General features: G+C 70.2%; 14 protein-coding genes. 13 read left to right on the top strand and 1 reads right to left on the bottom strand.

Features of this window, described 5'->3' with window-relative positions:
- The first annotated feature begins 13 nt into the window (after positions 1 to 13).
- The 8 genes from WMF20_RS14605 to WMF20_RS14570 all read left to right on the top strand — a co-directional run bounded on the left by WMF20_RS14605 (position 14) and on the right by WMF20_RS14570 (position 9,072).
- The gene (locus WMF20_RS14605; protein WP_129574919.1) at positions 14 to 1,120 is read left to right on the top strand and encodes a DUF4340 domain-containing protein; all 1,107 of its coding nucleotides are present in this window, start codon (positions 14 to 16) and stop codon (positions 1,118 to 1,120) included.
- A gap of 341 nt (positions 1,121 to 1,461) precedes the next feature.
- The gene (locus WMF20_RS14600) at positions 1,462 to 3,267 is read left to right on the top strand and encodes a fatty acyl-AMP ligase (protein WP_437614120.1); all 1,806 of its coding nucleotides are present in this window, start codon (positions 1,462 to 1,464) and stop codon (positions 3,265 to 3,267) included.
- Complete coding sequence (locus tag WMF20_RS14595; protein ID WP_129574917.1) at positions 3,254 to 4,138, top strand: class I SAM-dependent methyltransferase; 885 nt, start codon at positions 3,254 to 3,256, stop codon at positions 4,136 to 4,138. The genes WMF20_RS14600 and WMF20_RS14595 overlap by 14 nt, the downstream gene beginning before the upstream one ends.
- Before the next feature lie 3 nt (positions 4,139 to 4,141).
- A complete protein-coding gene (locus tag WMF20_RS14590) occupies positions 4,142 to 4,393 on the top strand; it encodes an acyl carrier protein (RefSeq protein WP_061617417.1) in 252 nt (83 codons plus the stop codon).
- Positions 4,390 to 5,268 carry an acyl-ACP desaturase gene (locus WMF20_RS14585; protein ID WP_129574916.1) on the top strand — a complete coding sequence of 293 codons (879 nt, stop codon included), beginning with the start codon at positions 4,390 to 4,392 and terminating at the stop codon, positions 5,266 to 5,268. The genes WMF20_RS14590 and WMF20_RS14585 overlap by 4 nt, the downstream gene beginning before the upstream one ends.
- 57 nt (positions 5,269 to 5,325) lie before the next feature.
- Entirely contained in the window at positions 5,326 to 6,633 is a 1,308-nt protein-coding gene (locus tag WMF20_RS14580) for a beta-ketoacyl-[acyl-carrier-protein] synthase family protein (RefSeq protein WP_437614117.1), read from the top strand.
- Positions 6,634 to 6,706: 73 nt separating this feature from the next.
- Positions 6,707 to 8,875: a thioredoxin domain-containing protein gene (locus WMF20_RS14575; RefSeq protein WP_437614115.1), complete on the top strand. Its 2,169-nt coding sequence runs from the start codon at positions 6,707 to 6,709 to the stop codon at positions 8,873 to 8,875.
- A complete protein-coding gene (locus WMF20_RS14570) occupies positions 8,872 to 9,072 on the top strand; it encodes a hypothetical protein (RefSeq protein ID WP_129574913.1) in 201 nt (66 codons plus the stop codon). The genes WMF20_RS14575 and WMF20_RS14570 overlap by 4 nt, the downstream gene beginning before the upstream one ends.
- A gap of 81 nt (positions 9,073 to 9,153) precedes the next feature.
- Here the strand turns inward: WMF20_RS14570 and WMF20_RS14565 are convergent, their stop codons facing one another.
- Positions 9,154 to 10,908, bottom strand: coding sequence for an OmpA family protein (locus WMF20_RS14565; RefSeq protein WP_437614113.1), 1,755 nt, complete (start codon positions 10,906 to 10,908; stop codon positions 9,154 to 9,156).
- Positions 10,909 to 11,163: 255 nt separating this feature from the next.
- On the opposite strand from WMF20_RS14565, the gene rpmH reads away from it, so the two are divergent.
- From rpmH to WMF20_RS14540, 5 genes are all read left to right on the top strand, one after another.
- The gene (gene rpmH, locus WMF20_RS14560) at positions 11,164 to 11,313 is read left to right on the top strand and encodes a 50S ribosomal protein L34 (protein WP_012235155.1); all 150 of its coding nucleotides are present in this window, start codon (positions 11,164 to 11,166) and stop codon (positions 11,311 to 11,313) included.
- Positions 11,314 to 11,323: 10 nt separating this feature from the next.
- A complete protein-coding gene (gene rnpA / locus WMF20_RS14555) occupies positions 11,324 to 11,863 on the top strand; it encodes a ribonuclease P protein component (RefSeq protein ID WP_437617122.1) in 540 nt (179 codons plus the stop codon).
- A 64-nt stretch (positions 11,864 to 11,927) separates the two neighbouring features.
- Positions 11,928 to 12,311, top strand: coding sequence for a membrane protein insertion efficiency factor YidD (gene yidD, locus WMF20_RS14550; RefSeq protein WP_437614111.1), 384 nt, complete (start codon positions 11,928 to 11,930; stop codon positions 12,309 to 12,311).
- A gap of 155 nt (positions 12,312 to 12,466) precedes the next feature.
- Complete coding sequence (yidC, locus tag WMF20_RS14545; protein WP_437614109.1) at positions 12,467 to 14,248, top strand: membrane protein insertase YidC; 1,782 nt, start codon at positions 12,467 to 12,469, stop codon at positions 14,246 to 14,248.
- On the top strand, positions 14,241 to 14,804 hold the full coding sequence (locus tag WMF20_RS14540; RefSeq protein ID WP_236644599.1) for a protein jag: 564 nt from the start codon (positions 14,241 to 14,243) through the stop codon (positions 14,802 to 14,804). The genes yidC and WMF20_RS14540 overlap by 8 nt, the downstream gene beginning before the upstream one ends.
- Positions 14,805 to 14,893 lie beyond the last annotated feature (89 nt).

The raw sequence follows: 14,893 nt of genomic DNA, 5'->3' as shown, positions 1-14,893 counted from the left end.
GGGTGAAAGAGCCATGAAGACCGAGCATAAAATCTACATCGCCCTCGTCGTCCTCGCGCTCCTCGGCGTCGGCGTGTTCCTCACGCAGAAGCGGCAAAAGGACCAGCTCGCCGCCCACTCGGCGACCGCCGCGACGGCGGACTTGCCGAGCGTCGGGGTCTCGAAGGACGACGTCGAGAAGATCACGAAGATCTCGATCAAGAACGCCGACAAGTCCGACGTGACGCTCGAGAAGAAGGGCGACACGTGGGAGGTCACGAAGCCCGTGAACGCCAAGGCGAACGCGGCGAACGTGCGGAGCCTGCTCGACAACCTGAAGGAGCTCAAGCTGAAGGAGGTGATCGACAGGACGAGCGGCACCTACGGCCAGTACGAGCTCACGGACGAGAAGGCCGTCCACGTGGTCGCGTACAAGGGCGACGAGAAGGCGCTCGACATGTACTTCGGCAAGAGCGGGTCGCGCGGGCAGATGTCGCGCGTCGACGGCAAGGACGGCGTCTACATCGCGGGCGGCTACTCGAGCTACCTCTACACGCGGGAGCCGAAGAACTGGCGCGAGAACTCGATCCTCAAGTTCGAGGACGAGAACGTGATCCAGGCCTCGGTCGAGAACAAGAACGGCCTGTTCAGCTTCTCGAAGAACGGCGACAAGTGGGCCGGCACGTTCGCGCCCCGCGACAAGGGCGGCAAGCTCGGCGCGGCCTCCGCCAAGTGGGAGAAGTTCGACGAGGCGAAGGTGAAGGACCTGCTCCGCGCCTTCAAGACCCTCGGCGCGGAGGACTTCGGCGACGGCAAGTCGGACGCCGACACCGGGCTCGACGCGCCGACCACGAACGGCGGCATCGTCACGATCAAGCTCAAGGACAACGCGGGCGACCACACCATCAAGGTGGGCAAGACCGCGAAGGGCCAGAGCCGCTACGCCGTCAAGGAAGGCGGCGACGGCACGATCTACGTGCTGTCGTCGTGGTCGGCCGACTGGGCCCTCGCGGACCAGAAGAGGTTCGAGAAGAGCGAGAAGAAGGACGACAAGAAGGACGCGAACCCCCACGACGACGAGGCCGCGGGCCACATGGGCATGCCGGGCATGGGCATGCCGGGCATGGACGACGGCGAGTAGCCGGCGACGTCGCGCATGAGATCGGGAGGCGCCGGGCGACCGGCGCCTCTTCGTTTTTGTGCGTCGAGGCGGGCGGCCGCCCGCGCTGCGCGAAGCCCGGTTCGCACACCTGGGCCGATGTGACGAATATTCGACGCACTCTGCGCACGGATTTTCGTCACCCGGGACGCCAGGATCAGGCGGATTCATGAGCCTGCATCGCGGAATCAGGCTCAAACCCGAATTCCATTGTTTTCTGTTTGCCCTGGCCCGGATTTCGCTTATGGCTGCGCTCACTCAAGCCCCGGGCGTCCTTGTCGGACGGATACCTACGTCCGGCCGGTCTGAGCCAGCAGAGAGCCATGCGAACGTTCGTCGAAGTTCTCCAGCAAAATTCGGTGCACGCCGACCGAGCGATCACGTTCATGCGCAGCTCGGGAGACGAGCGGTCGGTCAGCTACGCCGAGCTCTGGCTCGAGGCGCGGCGCAGGGCCCACGCGCTGCGCAAGCTCGGGCTCAAGAAGGGCGACCGCGTCGCCCTGATCCTGGCCGAGGCCGACGAGTTCGTCCTGACCTTCGTGGGCGCGCTCACGGCCGGCATCGTCGCGGTCCCGATGTATCCGCCGCAGTCGCTGGCCAAGCTCGAGGCGTACAGCGAGACGGTGCAGCACATCCTCGCCGCCTCCGGCGCGCGCGTGCTCGTCACGAACGAGCCGCTCAAGGAGATGATCGACGCCCACCTCGCCGCGAGCGGCGATGGCCCGGCGGCCCTGCGCGTCGTCCTGGAGCGCGATCTGCGCGAGCCCGAGGGGTTCGACGCGTCGGACGCGGCGGAGCCGTGGCGGGTGTCCCTCGACGACCTCGCGTTCCTGCAGTTCACGTCGGGGAGCACCTCGCGGCCCAAGGGCGTGATGGTGACCCACCGCAACCTGACGGTGAACAGCCACGCGATCATGTTCGACGGGCTGCGCTCCACCCCGGAAGACCGCGGGGTCAGCTGGCTGCCGCTCTACCACGACATGGGGCTCATCGGCTTCGTCATCGCGCCGCTCTACGCGCTCGTGCCGGTGATGTTCCTGCCGACGACGGCGTTCATCCGCCGCCCCTCGCTCTGGCTCGACGCGATCCACAGGTTCCGCGGCACGATCACGTTCGCCCCGAACTTCGCCTTCGCCCTGGCGACGCGCGCCGTCACCGAGGCGCAGGCGGGCCAGTGGGACCTCTCCTGCCTGCGCGCGCTCGGGTGCGGGGCCGAGCCGATCCAGGCCGACGTGCTCCGCGCGTTCCTCGATCGCTTCGGCAAGCACGGGCTCCGCCCGGAGAGCATCCTGCCGTCGTACGGCATGGCCGAGGCCACGCTGGCGATCACGTTCAGCGACCTCGCGGCCCCGCTCACCACCGACCGCGTGGACGCGAAGGCGATGCAGTCCGGCAAGGCGCGGCCCGCGAACGGCGGCGCGTCGCTGGAGCTCGTCTCCTGCGGCCGTCCCCTCCCCTGTCACGAGCTCATCATCGCGGGGCCCGACGGCGCGCCGCTCGGCGAGCGCGAGGTGGGCGAGATCTGGGTGCGCGGCCCGAGCGTCGCCGCCGGGTACTTCAACGAGCCGGAGGCGACCAAGGCCGCGTTCGGAGGGGGCTGGCTGCGGACGGGCGATCTCGGCTATACCGTGGCCGGCGAGGTGTACCTCTGCGGCCGCTCGAAGGATCTCATCATCCTCGGCGGCAAGAACTATTTCCCCCAGGACATCGAGCGCGTCGCCTCCTCCGTGGAAGGGGTGCGCGAGGGCCACTGCGTCGCGTTCTCGTGCCTCACCGCGTCGGGGGCCGAGCGGGCGGTCGTCGTCGCCGAGGTCAAGCGTGGCGTGGCCAGCGTGGCGCAGGCGATCCTCCAGGCGGTGCGCGCCCAGCTCGGCGTCCAGCTGTCCGAGGTCGCGCTCATCAAGCGGGGGACGCTGGCCAAGACGTCGAGCGGCAAGGTGCGGCGCCGCGAGATGAAGCGGCGATTCGAGGCCGGCGAGCTCGAGGTCGCCTCGGACGTTGACGAGGGCGTCACGCCCTCTCCCCAAGCCGACGCGGTCCGCGCGAGCGGAGCGGCGGCGCGAACCGAAGGGGGCCGCGCGGGCGGCGCCCCGGCACGTGTCGAAGGAGTCATCGATGGGATCCAGTAAGTCCGAGGTCGAGGTCAGCTACGACGTCTCGAACGAGTTCTTCAGGCTGTGGCTCGACGAGCGCATGAACTACACCTGCGCCGTCTACGAGTCCCCCGAGCAGTCGCTCGAGGCCGCGCAGCTGAACAAGCTCCGGATCCTGTCGGACTTCGCCAAGGTGGGGCCCGAGAAGAAGGTCCTCGACATCGGCTGCGGGTGGGGCGCGGCCCTCGAGTACGTGGCCTCGGCGCGCGGCGTGAAACGCGCGGTCGGCGTCACCCTGTCCACCGCGCAGGCCGCGGAGGTGAACGCCCGCAAGATCCCCGGCGTCGAGGTGATCGGCGGCGACTTCCGGACCTTCACGACGCCCGAGCGGTTCGACAGCCTGATCTCGATCTGCATGATCGACCACCTCTGCTCGCCGGAGGAGGCGCGCCAGGGCAAGGCGATCGACATCTACCGGGCGTACTTCAAGAAGGCCTGGGAGCTCACGAACAAGGGCGCCTGGTTCGGCCTCCAGACGATCCTCCGCAACCGGACGCCGCGGATGACGCCCTGGGGCGGGCTCCCGGCCGGCACGAGGAAGGAGCTGGAGGACATCTACTTCGTCACCAAGGAGATCTTCCCCGGGGGCTTGAACCCGCGGCTCGAGGACATCATCCAGGCGGCGAACCCCTACTGGGAGGTGATGCAGGTGAACACGCGGCGCGAGCACTACCAGCGCACCACCGCGGAGTGGCTCCGCCGGCTCAGGCTGAACGAGAAGACCATCCGGTCGACGTGGGGGGACAAGGTCTTCGACGACTACGATCGTTACCTGTCGACGTGCGTGAACGCGTTCGACAAGCACTACAGCTCCCTCGCTCAATACGAGCTTCGCAGGATCGACTGAACCATGACGGACAAGACCAATCTGCTCGAGATGTTCAAGACGGTTGCCGCCCGCGTGGACAAGCGCGAGTTCCCCAACGTCACCGCGGCGTCGGTGATCACGGAGCTCGGCATCGACTCGCTCTCGATGATGCAGATCGTCGGAGAGATGGAGACCGAGCTCGGGATCATGATTCCGGACGAGGATCTGGTCGAGCTCATCACCGTGGGCGACCTCTGCAAGAAGGTCGGGGAGCGGCTGGAGGCGAGCGCATGAGCCGGCTCGAGGAGAAGATCTTCCGGGAGTACATGACGTTCTTCGAGAAGGCGGAGCGCGAGCGCCGCTGGAACATCTTCGAGGACATCCCCTGGGACCGCGTGAACAAGGAGGCGAGCGAGGAGCTCGCGCTCTGCGCGGAGACGTTCTGCTCGGTCGAGATGTACCTGCCCGACTACGTGTCGAACGGCATCAACCTCGTGCGCAGCTACTTCGGCCAGGCGTGGTTCCAGGCGAACTGGGCCTACGAGGAGTCGAAGCACTCGCTCACGCTGATGCAGTACCTCCTGCGATCCGGCAAGCGCACCGAGGAGCAGCTCACCGATCTGCAGCACCAGATCTTCGCGAAGAAGTGGGACCTCCCGTTCCACACGCCGCGGCAGATGACGTTCTACGGCTGCGTGCAGGAGATGGCGACGTTCGTCATCTACGTGAAGCACCGGGAGCGCGCGGCGGGGGAGGGCGACGAGTGCCTGCGGGCGATCTACGACTACATCGCCCGCGACGAGATCGCTCACTGCCGCTTCTACCAGAGCGTCATCAAGGTGCTGCTCGAGGAGGACCGGCAGGGCACGCTCGCCGACATGGCGCACGTGTTCGCGAACTTCGAGATGCCGGGCGTCGGGATCGTCCCCGACTACGACTCGCGCATCCTGAAGATGCGCGAGGCGGGCGTCGATCGGAACGTGTTCATCCAGAAGGTCTACATGCCGATCCTCAAGTACCTCGGGGTGAGCCGTCACGAGATGCTCGCGGCCCAGCGCGCCGCGCTCGATCTGCGCCGCGGCGGAGAGCGCCGCCGCGACACGTCGATCGAGGGCCTCGCGATCGCCCCCAACCTGAACGACGCCGCCCCGCAGGCGCTGTCCGCCTGAGCGCGTCCGCCCCTCCCTGAACCCCTTCCCCTTCCTAAAGCGAGCACGAGCAGTCCGATGCGAAGGCGCGTCGTCGTGACCGGGATCGGCGCCGTCTGCCCGCTGGGCAACGACGTCGCGACCACCTGGCAGAACCTCCTCGCCGGCCGATCCGGCGTGGACTACATCCGCGATTTCCCCGTCGACAAGCTCCGCAGCGACATCGCCGCCAGCGTGAAGGGGTTCGACGTCGGGAAGTACCTGTCGCCCAAGGAGGCGGACATCTACGGCCGCGTGACCCACCTGAGCCTCGCGGCCGCGGTGGAGGCGCTGCGCGAGGCGGGCATCGCGCCGCTCCAGCGTGCCCCCGCCGCCGACGACGAGGCGGCGGAGGGCGGGGCGCCGGGCGCGGCGCCGCCGGGCGACGGCGTCCTCGACCGGACCCGCATCGGGTGCCTGATGTCGACCGGGATGGGCTCCGTCGAGATCTTCGAGGAGCAGGTCGCGAGGAGCGCGGCGCGCGGCCCGAGGGCCGTGTCGCCTTACTTCATCCCGGGCGTCATGCCGAACGGCGCGGCGGCGCTCATCGCCATGCGCTACGGGCTCATGGGGCCGTCGTACAACCTCGCGAGCGCGTGCGCGACGGGCACGCACTCGATCGCGACCTCGGCCCTGCTGATCGAGGCGGGGGAGGCCGACGTGATGGTCGCGGGGGGCGCCGAGGCCGCGACGCGGCTCAACACCGTCGCGGGGTTCGGCAACGCGAAGGCGCTCGCCAAGGCGGTCGACGGCGACCCGACGCGCGCGAGCCGCCCGTTCGACCGGCGGCGCCAGGGCTTCGTGATGGGCGAGGGCGCGGGCGCGCTCGTGCTCGAGGAGGAGCAGCACGCGCGGGCGCGCGGCGCGAGGCCGCTCGCCGTCGTGGCCGGCTTCGGGATGACCACGGACGCCGAGCACCTCACGCGGCCGCACTCGGAGGGGCTCGGGCTCGCGCTCTCGCTGGAGCGCGCCCTCGCCAGGGCGGGCGTCGCGCCGGCGGCGATCGGGTACATCAACCCGCACGCGACCTCGACGCCGCAGGGCGACGCCGCCGAGGTGCTCGCCCTCCGGCGCGTCTTCGGCGAGCGCCTCCCGCGCATCCCGATCTCGGCGACGAAGTCGATGATCGGGCACCTGCTCGGCGGCGCCGGCGCCGTGGAGACGATCGCGGTCGTGTGCTCGCTGCGCGACCAGCTGCTGCACCCGTCGATCAACGTGGATGAGCTCGATCCGGAGTGCGCCCTGGACATCGTCCGCGAGCGCCGTTCGGTCGATCTGCGTCACGCGGTGAAGTGCTCGGCGGGCTTCGGCGGGCACAACTGCGCGCTCGTGCTGGAGCGGGCGTAGCCCGGCGCGGCCAGGCCCGCCGCCGCCCGCCGCCCGGCTGGCGGCCCCCCTCGCCCGGCGCTAGGTGGGCCCCATGGCATCCCCCACGAACCGGCTCGCGAGCGAGTCCTCGCCGTACCTCCTGCAGCACGCGCACAACCCGGTCGCGTGGTACCCGTGGGGCGCCGAGGCGCTCGAGCTCGCGCGGCGCGAGGACAAGCCGATCCTCCTGTCCATCGGCTACGCCGCATGCCACTGGTGCCACGTGATGGAGCGCGAGTCGTTCGAGGACGAGGCGATCGCCCGCCGCATGAACGAGCTCTTCGTGAACATCAAGGTCGACCGGGAAGAGCGGCCCGACCTCGATCACATCTACCAGCTCGTCGTGCAGCTCATGGGCCGGAGCGGCGGCTGGCCGCTGACCGTGTTCCTCACCCCCGACCAGCGGCCCTTCTTCGCGGGCACGTACTTCCCGCCGAGGGACAAGCACGGCATGCCCGGCTTCCCGAAGGTCCTCGACGCGGTCGCCGACGCCTACAGGAACCGGCGCGGCGACGTCGAGCTCCAGGCGAAGGAGATCACCCAGGCGATCGAGCGCGTGCAGCGCGCGCCGGCGAGCGCCGCGGGGCCGGCGAGCGCCGCGGGGGCGGCGAGCGCCGTCGAGCCCGCCTCGTCGGACCTGCTCCAGCGCGCGTCGCGGCAGCTGCTCGCGCGCTTCGACAACCGCCACGGCGGCATCGGCACGCGGCCGAAGTTCCCGAACACGATGTCGCTCGACGTGCTGCTCCGCCGCGGCGTGCTGGAGGGCGATCGCGTCGCGGCGGAGAGCGTCGAGCTCACGCTCGATCGGATGCGCGACGGCGGCATCTGGGATCACCTGCGCGGCGGCTTCCACCGCTACTCCACGGACGAGCGCTGGCTCGTGCCCCACTTCGAGAAGATGCTCTACGACAACGCGCTCCTCCTGCGCCTGTACGCCGACGGCTTCCGCGCGTTCAAGAAGCCGATCTACGCCGAGACGGCGCGCGAGATCGTGGGCTACCTGCTCGCCGAGATGCGCGCCCCGGAAGGCGGGTTCTACGCGTCGCAGGACGCCGACTCCGAGGGGAGCGAGGGCAAGTTCTTCGTGTGGACGCTCGACCAGCTGCGCGCGGCCGTCGGCGAGGATCCGCTCGCCTACGACGTGGCCCGCCTCGTCTTCGGCGTCACCGAGGAGGGCAACTTCGAGCACACCGGCGCGACGGTGCTCTCGCAGCACCGCACGCTCGAGCAGGCCGCGGCGATCCTCGACGCGGGCCCCGGCGGCGGCTCCGCGGCGCACCTCGAGCGGTGCCGCGAGGCGCTCGCGCGCGCCAGGGTCAAGATGCTCGCCGCGCGCGAGGCGAGGCCCCGGCCGGCGCGCGACGACAAGGTGCTCGCGAGCTGGAACGGGCTGCTCATCGGGGCACTCGCCGACGCGGGCCGCGCCATGGATGAGCCCGCCTGGGTCGACGCGGCGGCGCGCGCCTTCGCGGCGCTCGAGCAGAAGCTCGTGCGCGGCGGCCGCGTCGGCCGGTACCTCAAGGACGGCGCGCCCGCGGGCGCGAAGGCCGCGGGCGGCGACGGCGCGGCCGACGTGCGGCCGGGCTTCCTGGACGACCAGGCGTACCTCGGGAACGCGGCCCTCGATCTCTACGAGGTCACCTCCGACCCGCGCTACGTCGGCGTCGCGCGCGCGATCGCCGACGCGATGATCGCGCACCACTGGGACGACGCCGCGCGCGGGTTCTTCTTCACGCCGGACGACGGCGACGCGCTCATCGCGCGCACGCAGGACATCTACGACCAGGCCGCGCCGTCGGCCACCTCGATGGCGGCGCTCCTCTGCCTGCGCCTCGCCGAGATCGCCGACGAGCGCTACCTCCCGCCGGCGGAGCGGCAGCTCGAGGCCCTCGCCCCGGCCGCCGTCGAGAACCCCTTCGGCCTCAGCCAGACCGTGTGCGTGCTCGACCGCCTCGCGCGCGGCAGCGTGACGGTCGTCGTGGTCGGCGAGGCGGGCTCGTCCGCGTCGGGCGAGCTCGCGCGCGAGGCGTTCAAGGCTTACCTGCCGAACCGGGCGGTCGTGCTCGTGGATCCGGCGCGCCCGGAGACCGCCGCGGCGGCGCAGGTCGTCGCCGAGGGCAAGCCGGCGCGCCCGGGCTCGGCCGTCGCCTACGTGTGCCGCGGGCGGACGTGCTCGGCGCCGGTGACGACCCCGGCCGAGCTCAAGGCGCTGCTGGGGTGACGCGGCAGGCGCTGAGCTCGCACGGCCCGCGCGCCGGGACGCTCGAGCACGAGCATCCGGACACCGGGCCGGGCGCGTGGGTCTGCGCGCACCCGCGCCCGACGCCCTCGGCGCGGGCCTCGGCCTTCGAGCAGACCTCGACGTCCAGCTTCGCGTCGGCGTCGAAGTCGGTGACGAAGGTGCAGCTGCAGCGATAGGGCGTGCCCTGCTCCGGGCCGCACGCGGACGCGAGCGCTGCGCTCAGCAGGACGCCCGCGCGCGCCGCCCGGATCTCGGATCTAGGGCGTGACCGTGCCGCCACTGTTGCCGCCGGTGTTGCCGGAAGCCTTGTTGCCCCCCGTGTTGCTCTCCCGGATGTGGAACTCGACGCGCCGGTTCTTCTGGCGCCCGGCCTCGGTGTCGTTGGTCTCGATCGGCCGCCGCGGCCCGAAGCCCGCCGCCGTGAGCCGCGCCGGATCGATGCCGCCACGTTCGATGAGGTAGGTCCTCACCGAGTGCGCGCGGTCGTTCGAGAGCCGCTCGTTGAGCTGATCGGACCCGCGGTTGTCCGTGTGGCCCTCGATCGCGACGAGCGTGATCTCGGGGTTCACCTTGAGCAGCCGGACGACCTCGTCGAGGATGCCGTAGCTGTTCGGCAGGATCCGCGCGCTGCCGGTGGCGAACTGCACCTGCTTCAGGATCTGGATCTCGCTCGAGCCCGTGATGCGGCGGATGAACTGCGGGCAGCCGTTCTTCGCCGGATCCGCACTCGGCTCGCCCGGCTCCTTGGGGCAGGCGTCCTTCGCGTCCGGGATCTTGTCCTCGTCGGCGTCGTCCTCCGGGCAGCCGTCGGCGTCGTTGATCTTGTCGAAATCCTCGGGCTCGTCCGGGCACTTGTCGCTGACGTCGGGGATGCCGTCGCCGTCGCGATCCGGCAGCGCCGGGCAGCCGTCGCTGGGGTTCGGCGGCTTGTTGTCCTCGGGATCGGTCGGGCAGAGGTCGATGTCGTCCGGGTAGCCGTCCTTGTCCGTGTCCGCGGCGCGCGGCGGGGGCGCCTGGAAGCGCCTGCCGGGCGACATGGGCTCGACGTCCGAGATGCCGAACGCGTAGCCGATGACCCCGGTCAGCCGGAAATCCGGCGCATAGCCGCCGGTGAGCCGCGTGCCGCCGCCGACCCCGAGCCACGCCTTCTTCCGCTGGTCGAGGGCGAGCCGCCCCTCGGCCATCCACTCGAGCGGGGTGTTGTCCCCGTCGAACGTCGTGCCCCGGCCGAGCCCGGTCGATCCGAACAGCTGCGCGCCGAGCCGCAAGGTCCCGTTCCGCAGCGGGACGAAGCCGCCGATGCCCCACCGCCACTCGTGCGACACGTCGAAGTCGTTGAGCGAGGCGTAGGGCCGGAAGTGCACCCCGGTGTTCAGCACGAAGAACATGCTCTTGAGGTCGATCTCGCCCGAGAGCCCGATCAGCGCGCTCGCGCTCTTGTCGCCGGCGAACGAGAACCTGTGGCCCGTCGGCACCCACGCCGCCGCGTTGACGCCGAGCTTGAAGAAGCGATCGTCGGACCGGTACAGGATCGCCCGCGCGTCGAGCCGCAGGTCCATGAGCGCGGCGGCCGACGGGCTCGCCGCGTCCTGCGCGCCGGCGATGGTCGAGTCGTTCGTCTGGTTGCTCGTCTGGAAGGCGATGAACGGCAGCCCCACCTGGACGCTGAAGCGGTCGAGGAACTCGACGCCCCCGTTGAGGTACCCGATGAGCTGCGAGGACACCGGCGCGCCGTAGTCCCGGCTGAACCGCTCCGCGGAGCGCTCGTCGTCCAGCATGTTCTCGACCCGGAAGGGATTGAGGCCGAAGCCGAGCCCGAACTGACCGAAGAAGCGCGTGTCCGGCGCCACCTGCGGCCGCCAGAGCGCGATCGAGTCCTCGGGAGCGCCGGCCATGGTGAGCCGGTCCAGGTAGAACGTCCTGGTCTGCGCGCTCGCAGGGAGCGCGCTCAGGAACAGGGCTCCCGCCGCAGCAGCGCCCAGCGCGCGTCGCCCGACGCCCCGCGCAGTCACGTGCTGCTTCTCCCCCACATGTCCACCGGTGCGCGTCAAATTCCCTCCTGTGACCCCTTGAGAACGGCCGTCGCGGTCGATCGGAGGCTACACGCTAACCCAGGTGCCTAGAAAGGTGAGAGAGAACGGCGAACCGAGGCGGCGCCGCGTCGTCTGGTGTTGACCTGGACCAAACGTCGTGCTTTCTTGCGCGCCCGCTTGACGTGCGGCCAGGTCGCCGCCGTTCGCGGTCCAAACGCCAAGGGACGACCAGCCATGAAGCGCACTTACCAGCCCCACAACACCCGCCGCGCCCGGACCCACGGCTTCCGTGCGCGTATGGCGACCGCCGGCGGTCGCAAGGTCATCAACAACCGCCGCCGCAAGGGCCGCGCCCGGCTCGCGCCCACCATCTACAAGAAGTAACACGAGCGTGATGGCGCCAGCGCGCCCGCGCTCGTCGGCGTCCTCCTCCTCGTCGTTCCCGCGCGGGCGCCGCATCCGCAAGCGGGCCGATTTCGTCCGCATCCAGAACGGGGGTCAGCGTGTCACCACCCGGCACCTGCTGATCCTCGTCGCGGCCCCGAACGACGCGGTCGCGCGCGGCGCGGGCTCCCGCCGCGCGGAGCGCAGCGCGTCGCTCGCCCCCGAGCCCGTACCGGGGGCGCCTCGGCTGGGCCTCGTCGCCTCGCGCAAGGTCGGCGGCGCCGTGGCCCGCAACCGGGCGAAGCGCCTGCTCAGGGAGGCATTCCGGAGATTCCCGGAGCTCTTCCCGGAGCGCGTCGACATCGTGGTGATCTTGCGCACCGGCGCCGGCGCGCTCGGCCTCGACGACGTGCTCGCGGAGCTGCGCAGCGTGGTCCCGGTGCTCCGGCGCCGGGCGCGGGAGGCGCTCGCCGGCGGGCCTCCCGCCGCGGCGCGCGGCGCGCCCAAGGCCGCGGACGAGCGCGGCGCAGAGGATCCGTCGGTCCGATGACGTAGCTTACCTTGCGCCGTGGTGCGCCGGGCCCCAAGCTCCCCGCTCATCCACGGGTCACCGCATGCTGGCGACGCTCCTCCTCGCGCTGATCCGCGCCTACCAGATGACGCTCTCCAAGGTCATCGTGGCGTTGATGGGCCCGGTCTGCCGGTTCGAGCCCTCGTGCTCGCGCTACGCCGCCGCCTGCATCGTGGGTCACGGAGCGCTTCGGGGGAGCTTGCTTTCGCTCAAGCGACTGTGTAGGTGTCACCCGTTTCATCCGGGCGGGTTCGACCCTCCGCCACCACCTCGTCTTCGCCGTGGCGCGGCGGCTCGGGCGCCGACGCCACGGGACGCTGACCCGCGGGATACGGCACGCTGTTCGTCTACTGGCACGGAGCACGCCTCGCACGCCTCGCCCCCTCGGCGAGCGGGCTCCAGCGGCCGGGTCACCCTCATGGACTAATCCCGCTCGACCATCGACACGGCCCCGGCGGCACGACGCCCGACGCCCCGCGGGGCAAAGCCCGTCCGAAGCGACCCTGGGCAGCCTCGTGAGGCGTCACGAGACGCCAGCAGCGAAGGGCGCAGCTCGAGATCCTGGGATCGACGAAGGACTTCATGGAACGCAGCAATATCGCCAAGTGGCTGTTCCTCGGCCTCGCCATCATCCTGTTCATCCAGTTCGGCAAGCCGCTCCTCTTCGGTGAGAGCGCGGAACAGCTCCAGCCGCTCGACGTCAACGACAGCACGGCCCCCGCGGAGCGCGCCCCCGCGGAGGCGTGCGTCATCGACGGAGATCGGTTCAAGGCCGAGCTCTCCACGCGGGGCGGGTCGGTCCGGCACGTATGGATGACCGACCCGAAGTACACGACGGGCAACGGCGAGCGCAGGCCGATGGACCTGGTCACGACCTCGCTCGAGTCGCGGATGCCCCTCCGGACGGATCTGCGCCTGCCGGGCGGCAACGCGCAGCAGGTGCCGTTCGACGACCTCGACTGGAAGCTCTCGGCGCAGGACGGGAAGAGCTGCACGTTCACCTACAGCGACGACGCGACGAGGCTCACCAAGGTCGTCGCCGCCACCGGGCGCCCGTACGAGCTGTCGCTGCAGGTGACGGTCGAGAACCTCGCCCAGGAGCCGCGCAAGCACCGCTTCGCCCTCGAGCAGACCGCGTGGCGAACCCAGAAGGAGACCGAGGGCCACCTCGGCCTGATCTCGGAGTGGATCACCGAGACGGTCGCCGCGACCGACCAGACGACCGAGCGCCAGCACCCCGACGCCTTCGAGCCCGGCGACTTCAAGGACAAGGAGTTCACGGCAGAGCGCTGGCGCCGCACGCCCGGCAACGCGCGCTTCGTCGCGGTCTCGAGCAGCTACTTCAGCAAGATCGCGATCCCGCTCGAGGGGCCCGGGAAGCCGGTGGCCGAGACCCAGATCGAGGAGATCTGGGACACGTCGAAGTTCCAGCAGAAGGCCAAGGACCCGAGCCACGGGTACGTCTACCGCGCGCGGCTCGCCTACCCCGAGCAGGAGCTCGCGCCCGGCGGCGCGGTCACCTACAAGGCCCTCTCCTTCACCGGCCCGAAGGAGCGCGACGTGCTCGGCGCCGTGGGCCACGGGACGAGCGAGGTCATCAACCTCGGCTGGTTCTCGCCGATCGCGAAGCTCCTCGTCTCGTACCTCTACGTCCTCTACCGCGCCGTGGGCAGCTGGGGCTGGGCGATCGTCCTGCTCACCATCACCGTCCGGCTCCTGCTCTTCCCGCTGAGCATCCAGCAGATCAAGAGCGCCGCGGCGATGCGCAAGCTCAAGCCGGAGATGGATGAGCTCAACGCGAGGTACAAGGACGACGCCACCCAGCGCGGCCTCGCGATGCAGGAGCTCTGGCGCAAGAACAAGGTCGCCAACCCCGTCATCGGCTGCTTCCCGATGCTGCTCCAGATGCCGGTGTGGTTCGCCCTCTACACCGCGCTCCAGACCGCGGTGGAGCTCTACCACACGCCGTTCGGCCCCGTGATCCCGGACCTGTCGGCCCCGGGGAAGTACTTCATCATCCCCATCGTCCTCGGCGCCTCGAGCTTCATCCAGCAGAAGCTCATGCCCCCGCAGGGCGACCCTGCGCAGCAGAAGATGATGATGTACCTCATGCCCGGCATCTTCACCGCGATGATGCTCTTCCTCCCGGCCGGCCTCGGCGTTTACATGTTGACCAACACCTGGCTCGGCATCGGCCAGCAGGTGCTCGTCGAGCGGTACCTGAAGGCGAAGAACGAACGGGCCGGCGGCATCGAGGTGCGAGAGATCGCGAACGCGGAGCCCCAATCCGCGATGAAGAAGACTCAGGGCGACGACAAGTCGGCGCCTGCTCTCGGAAAGGGAAAAGCACGTGTCCGTGGATAGTGAAGCTGCCGAAAGGGGAATCGACGCGGCGGACGTCGATGTCGACGCAGAGGCGCAGGGCGCTGGAGACGCGGCCGAGTTCGAGGAGGACGGTCGCGCCGACATCGCGCTCGACTTCGTCATCGACGTGCTCGCGGCGATGGGCATGGACTGCACCGTCGACCTGCTCGAGAACGAGGAGGAGGATCCTCCCGAGGAGATCCGCCTCGAGATCGAGGGGAAGGACGCCGGTCGCGTGATCGGCAAGAAGGGGCAGACGCTCGCGGCGCTGCAGTTCCTCGCCAACCGCGTGATCAACCGGCCGGGCAAGAAGCGGCGCCACGTGATCATCGACGCCGAGGGCTACCGGCAGCGCCGCGAGGACACGCTCTCCTCCATGGCCCGCCGGCTCGGCAAGCAGGCGGTCGAGGAGGGCAAGATCATCACCTTCGAGCCGATGAACCCGCAGGACCGCCGCGTCGTCCACCTGGCCCTGGCGAAGTTCCCCGGCGTCGTCACGAAGAGCGACGGCGAGGGCGAGGCCCGCCGCGTCCAGATCATCCCCGTCCGTCGTTGAACCATCGATGAGCCATCGATGAGCCATCAATGAGACCGCGCGCTCGCGAGAGCGCGCACGTGCGCCGCGACCGGCGTTGACACGGGATC

This window comes from Sorangium sp. So ce834, from assembly GCF_051521425.1.
In the GTDB taxonomy this organism is placed as follows: Bacteria; Myxococcota_A; Polyangia; order Polyangiales; family Polyangiaceae; genus Sorangium; species Sorangium cellulosum_D.
Note: the sequence above shows the minus strand (reverse complement) of the source record. Positions and strands in the feature narration are given on the sequence as shown.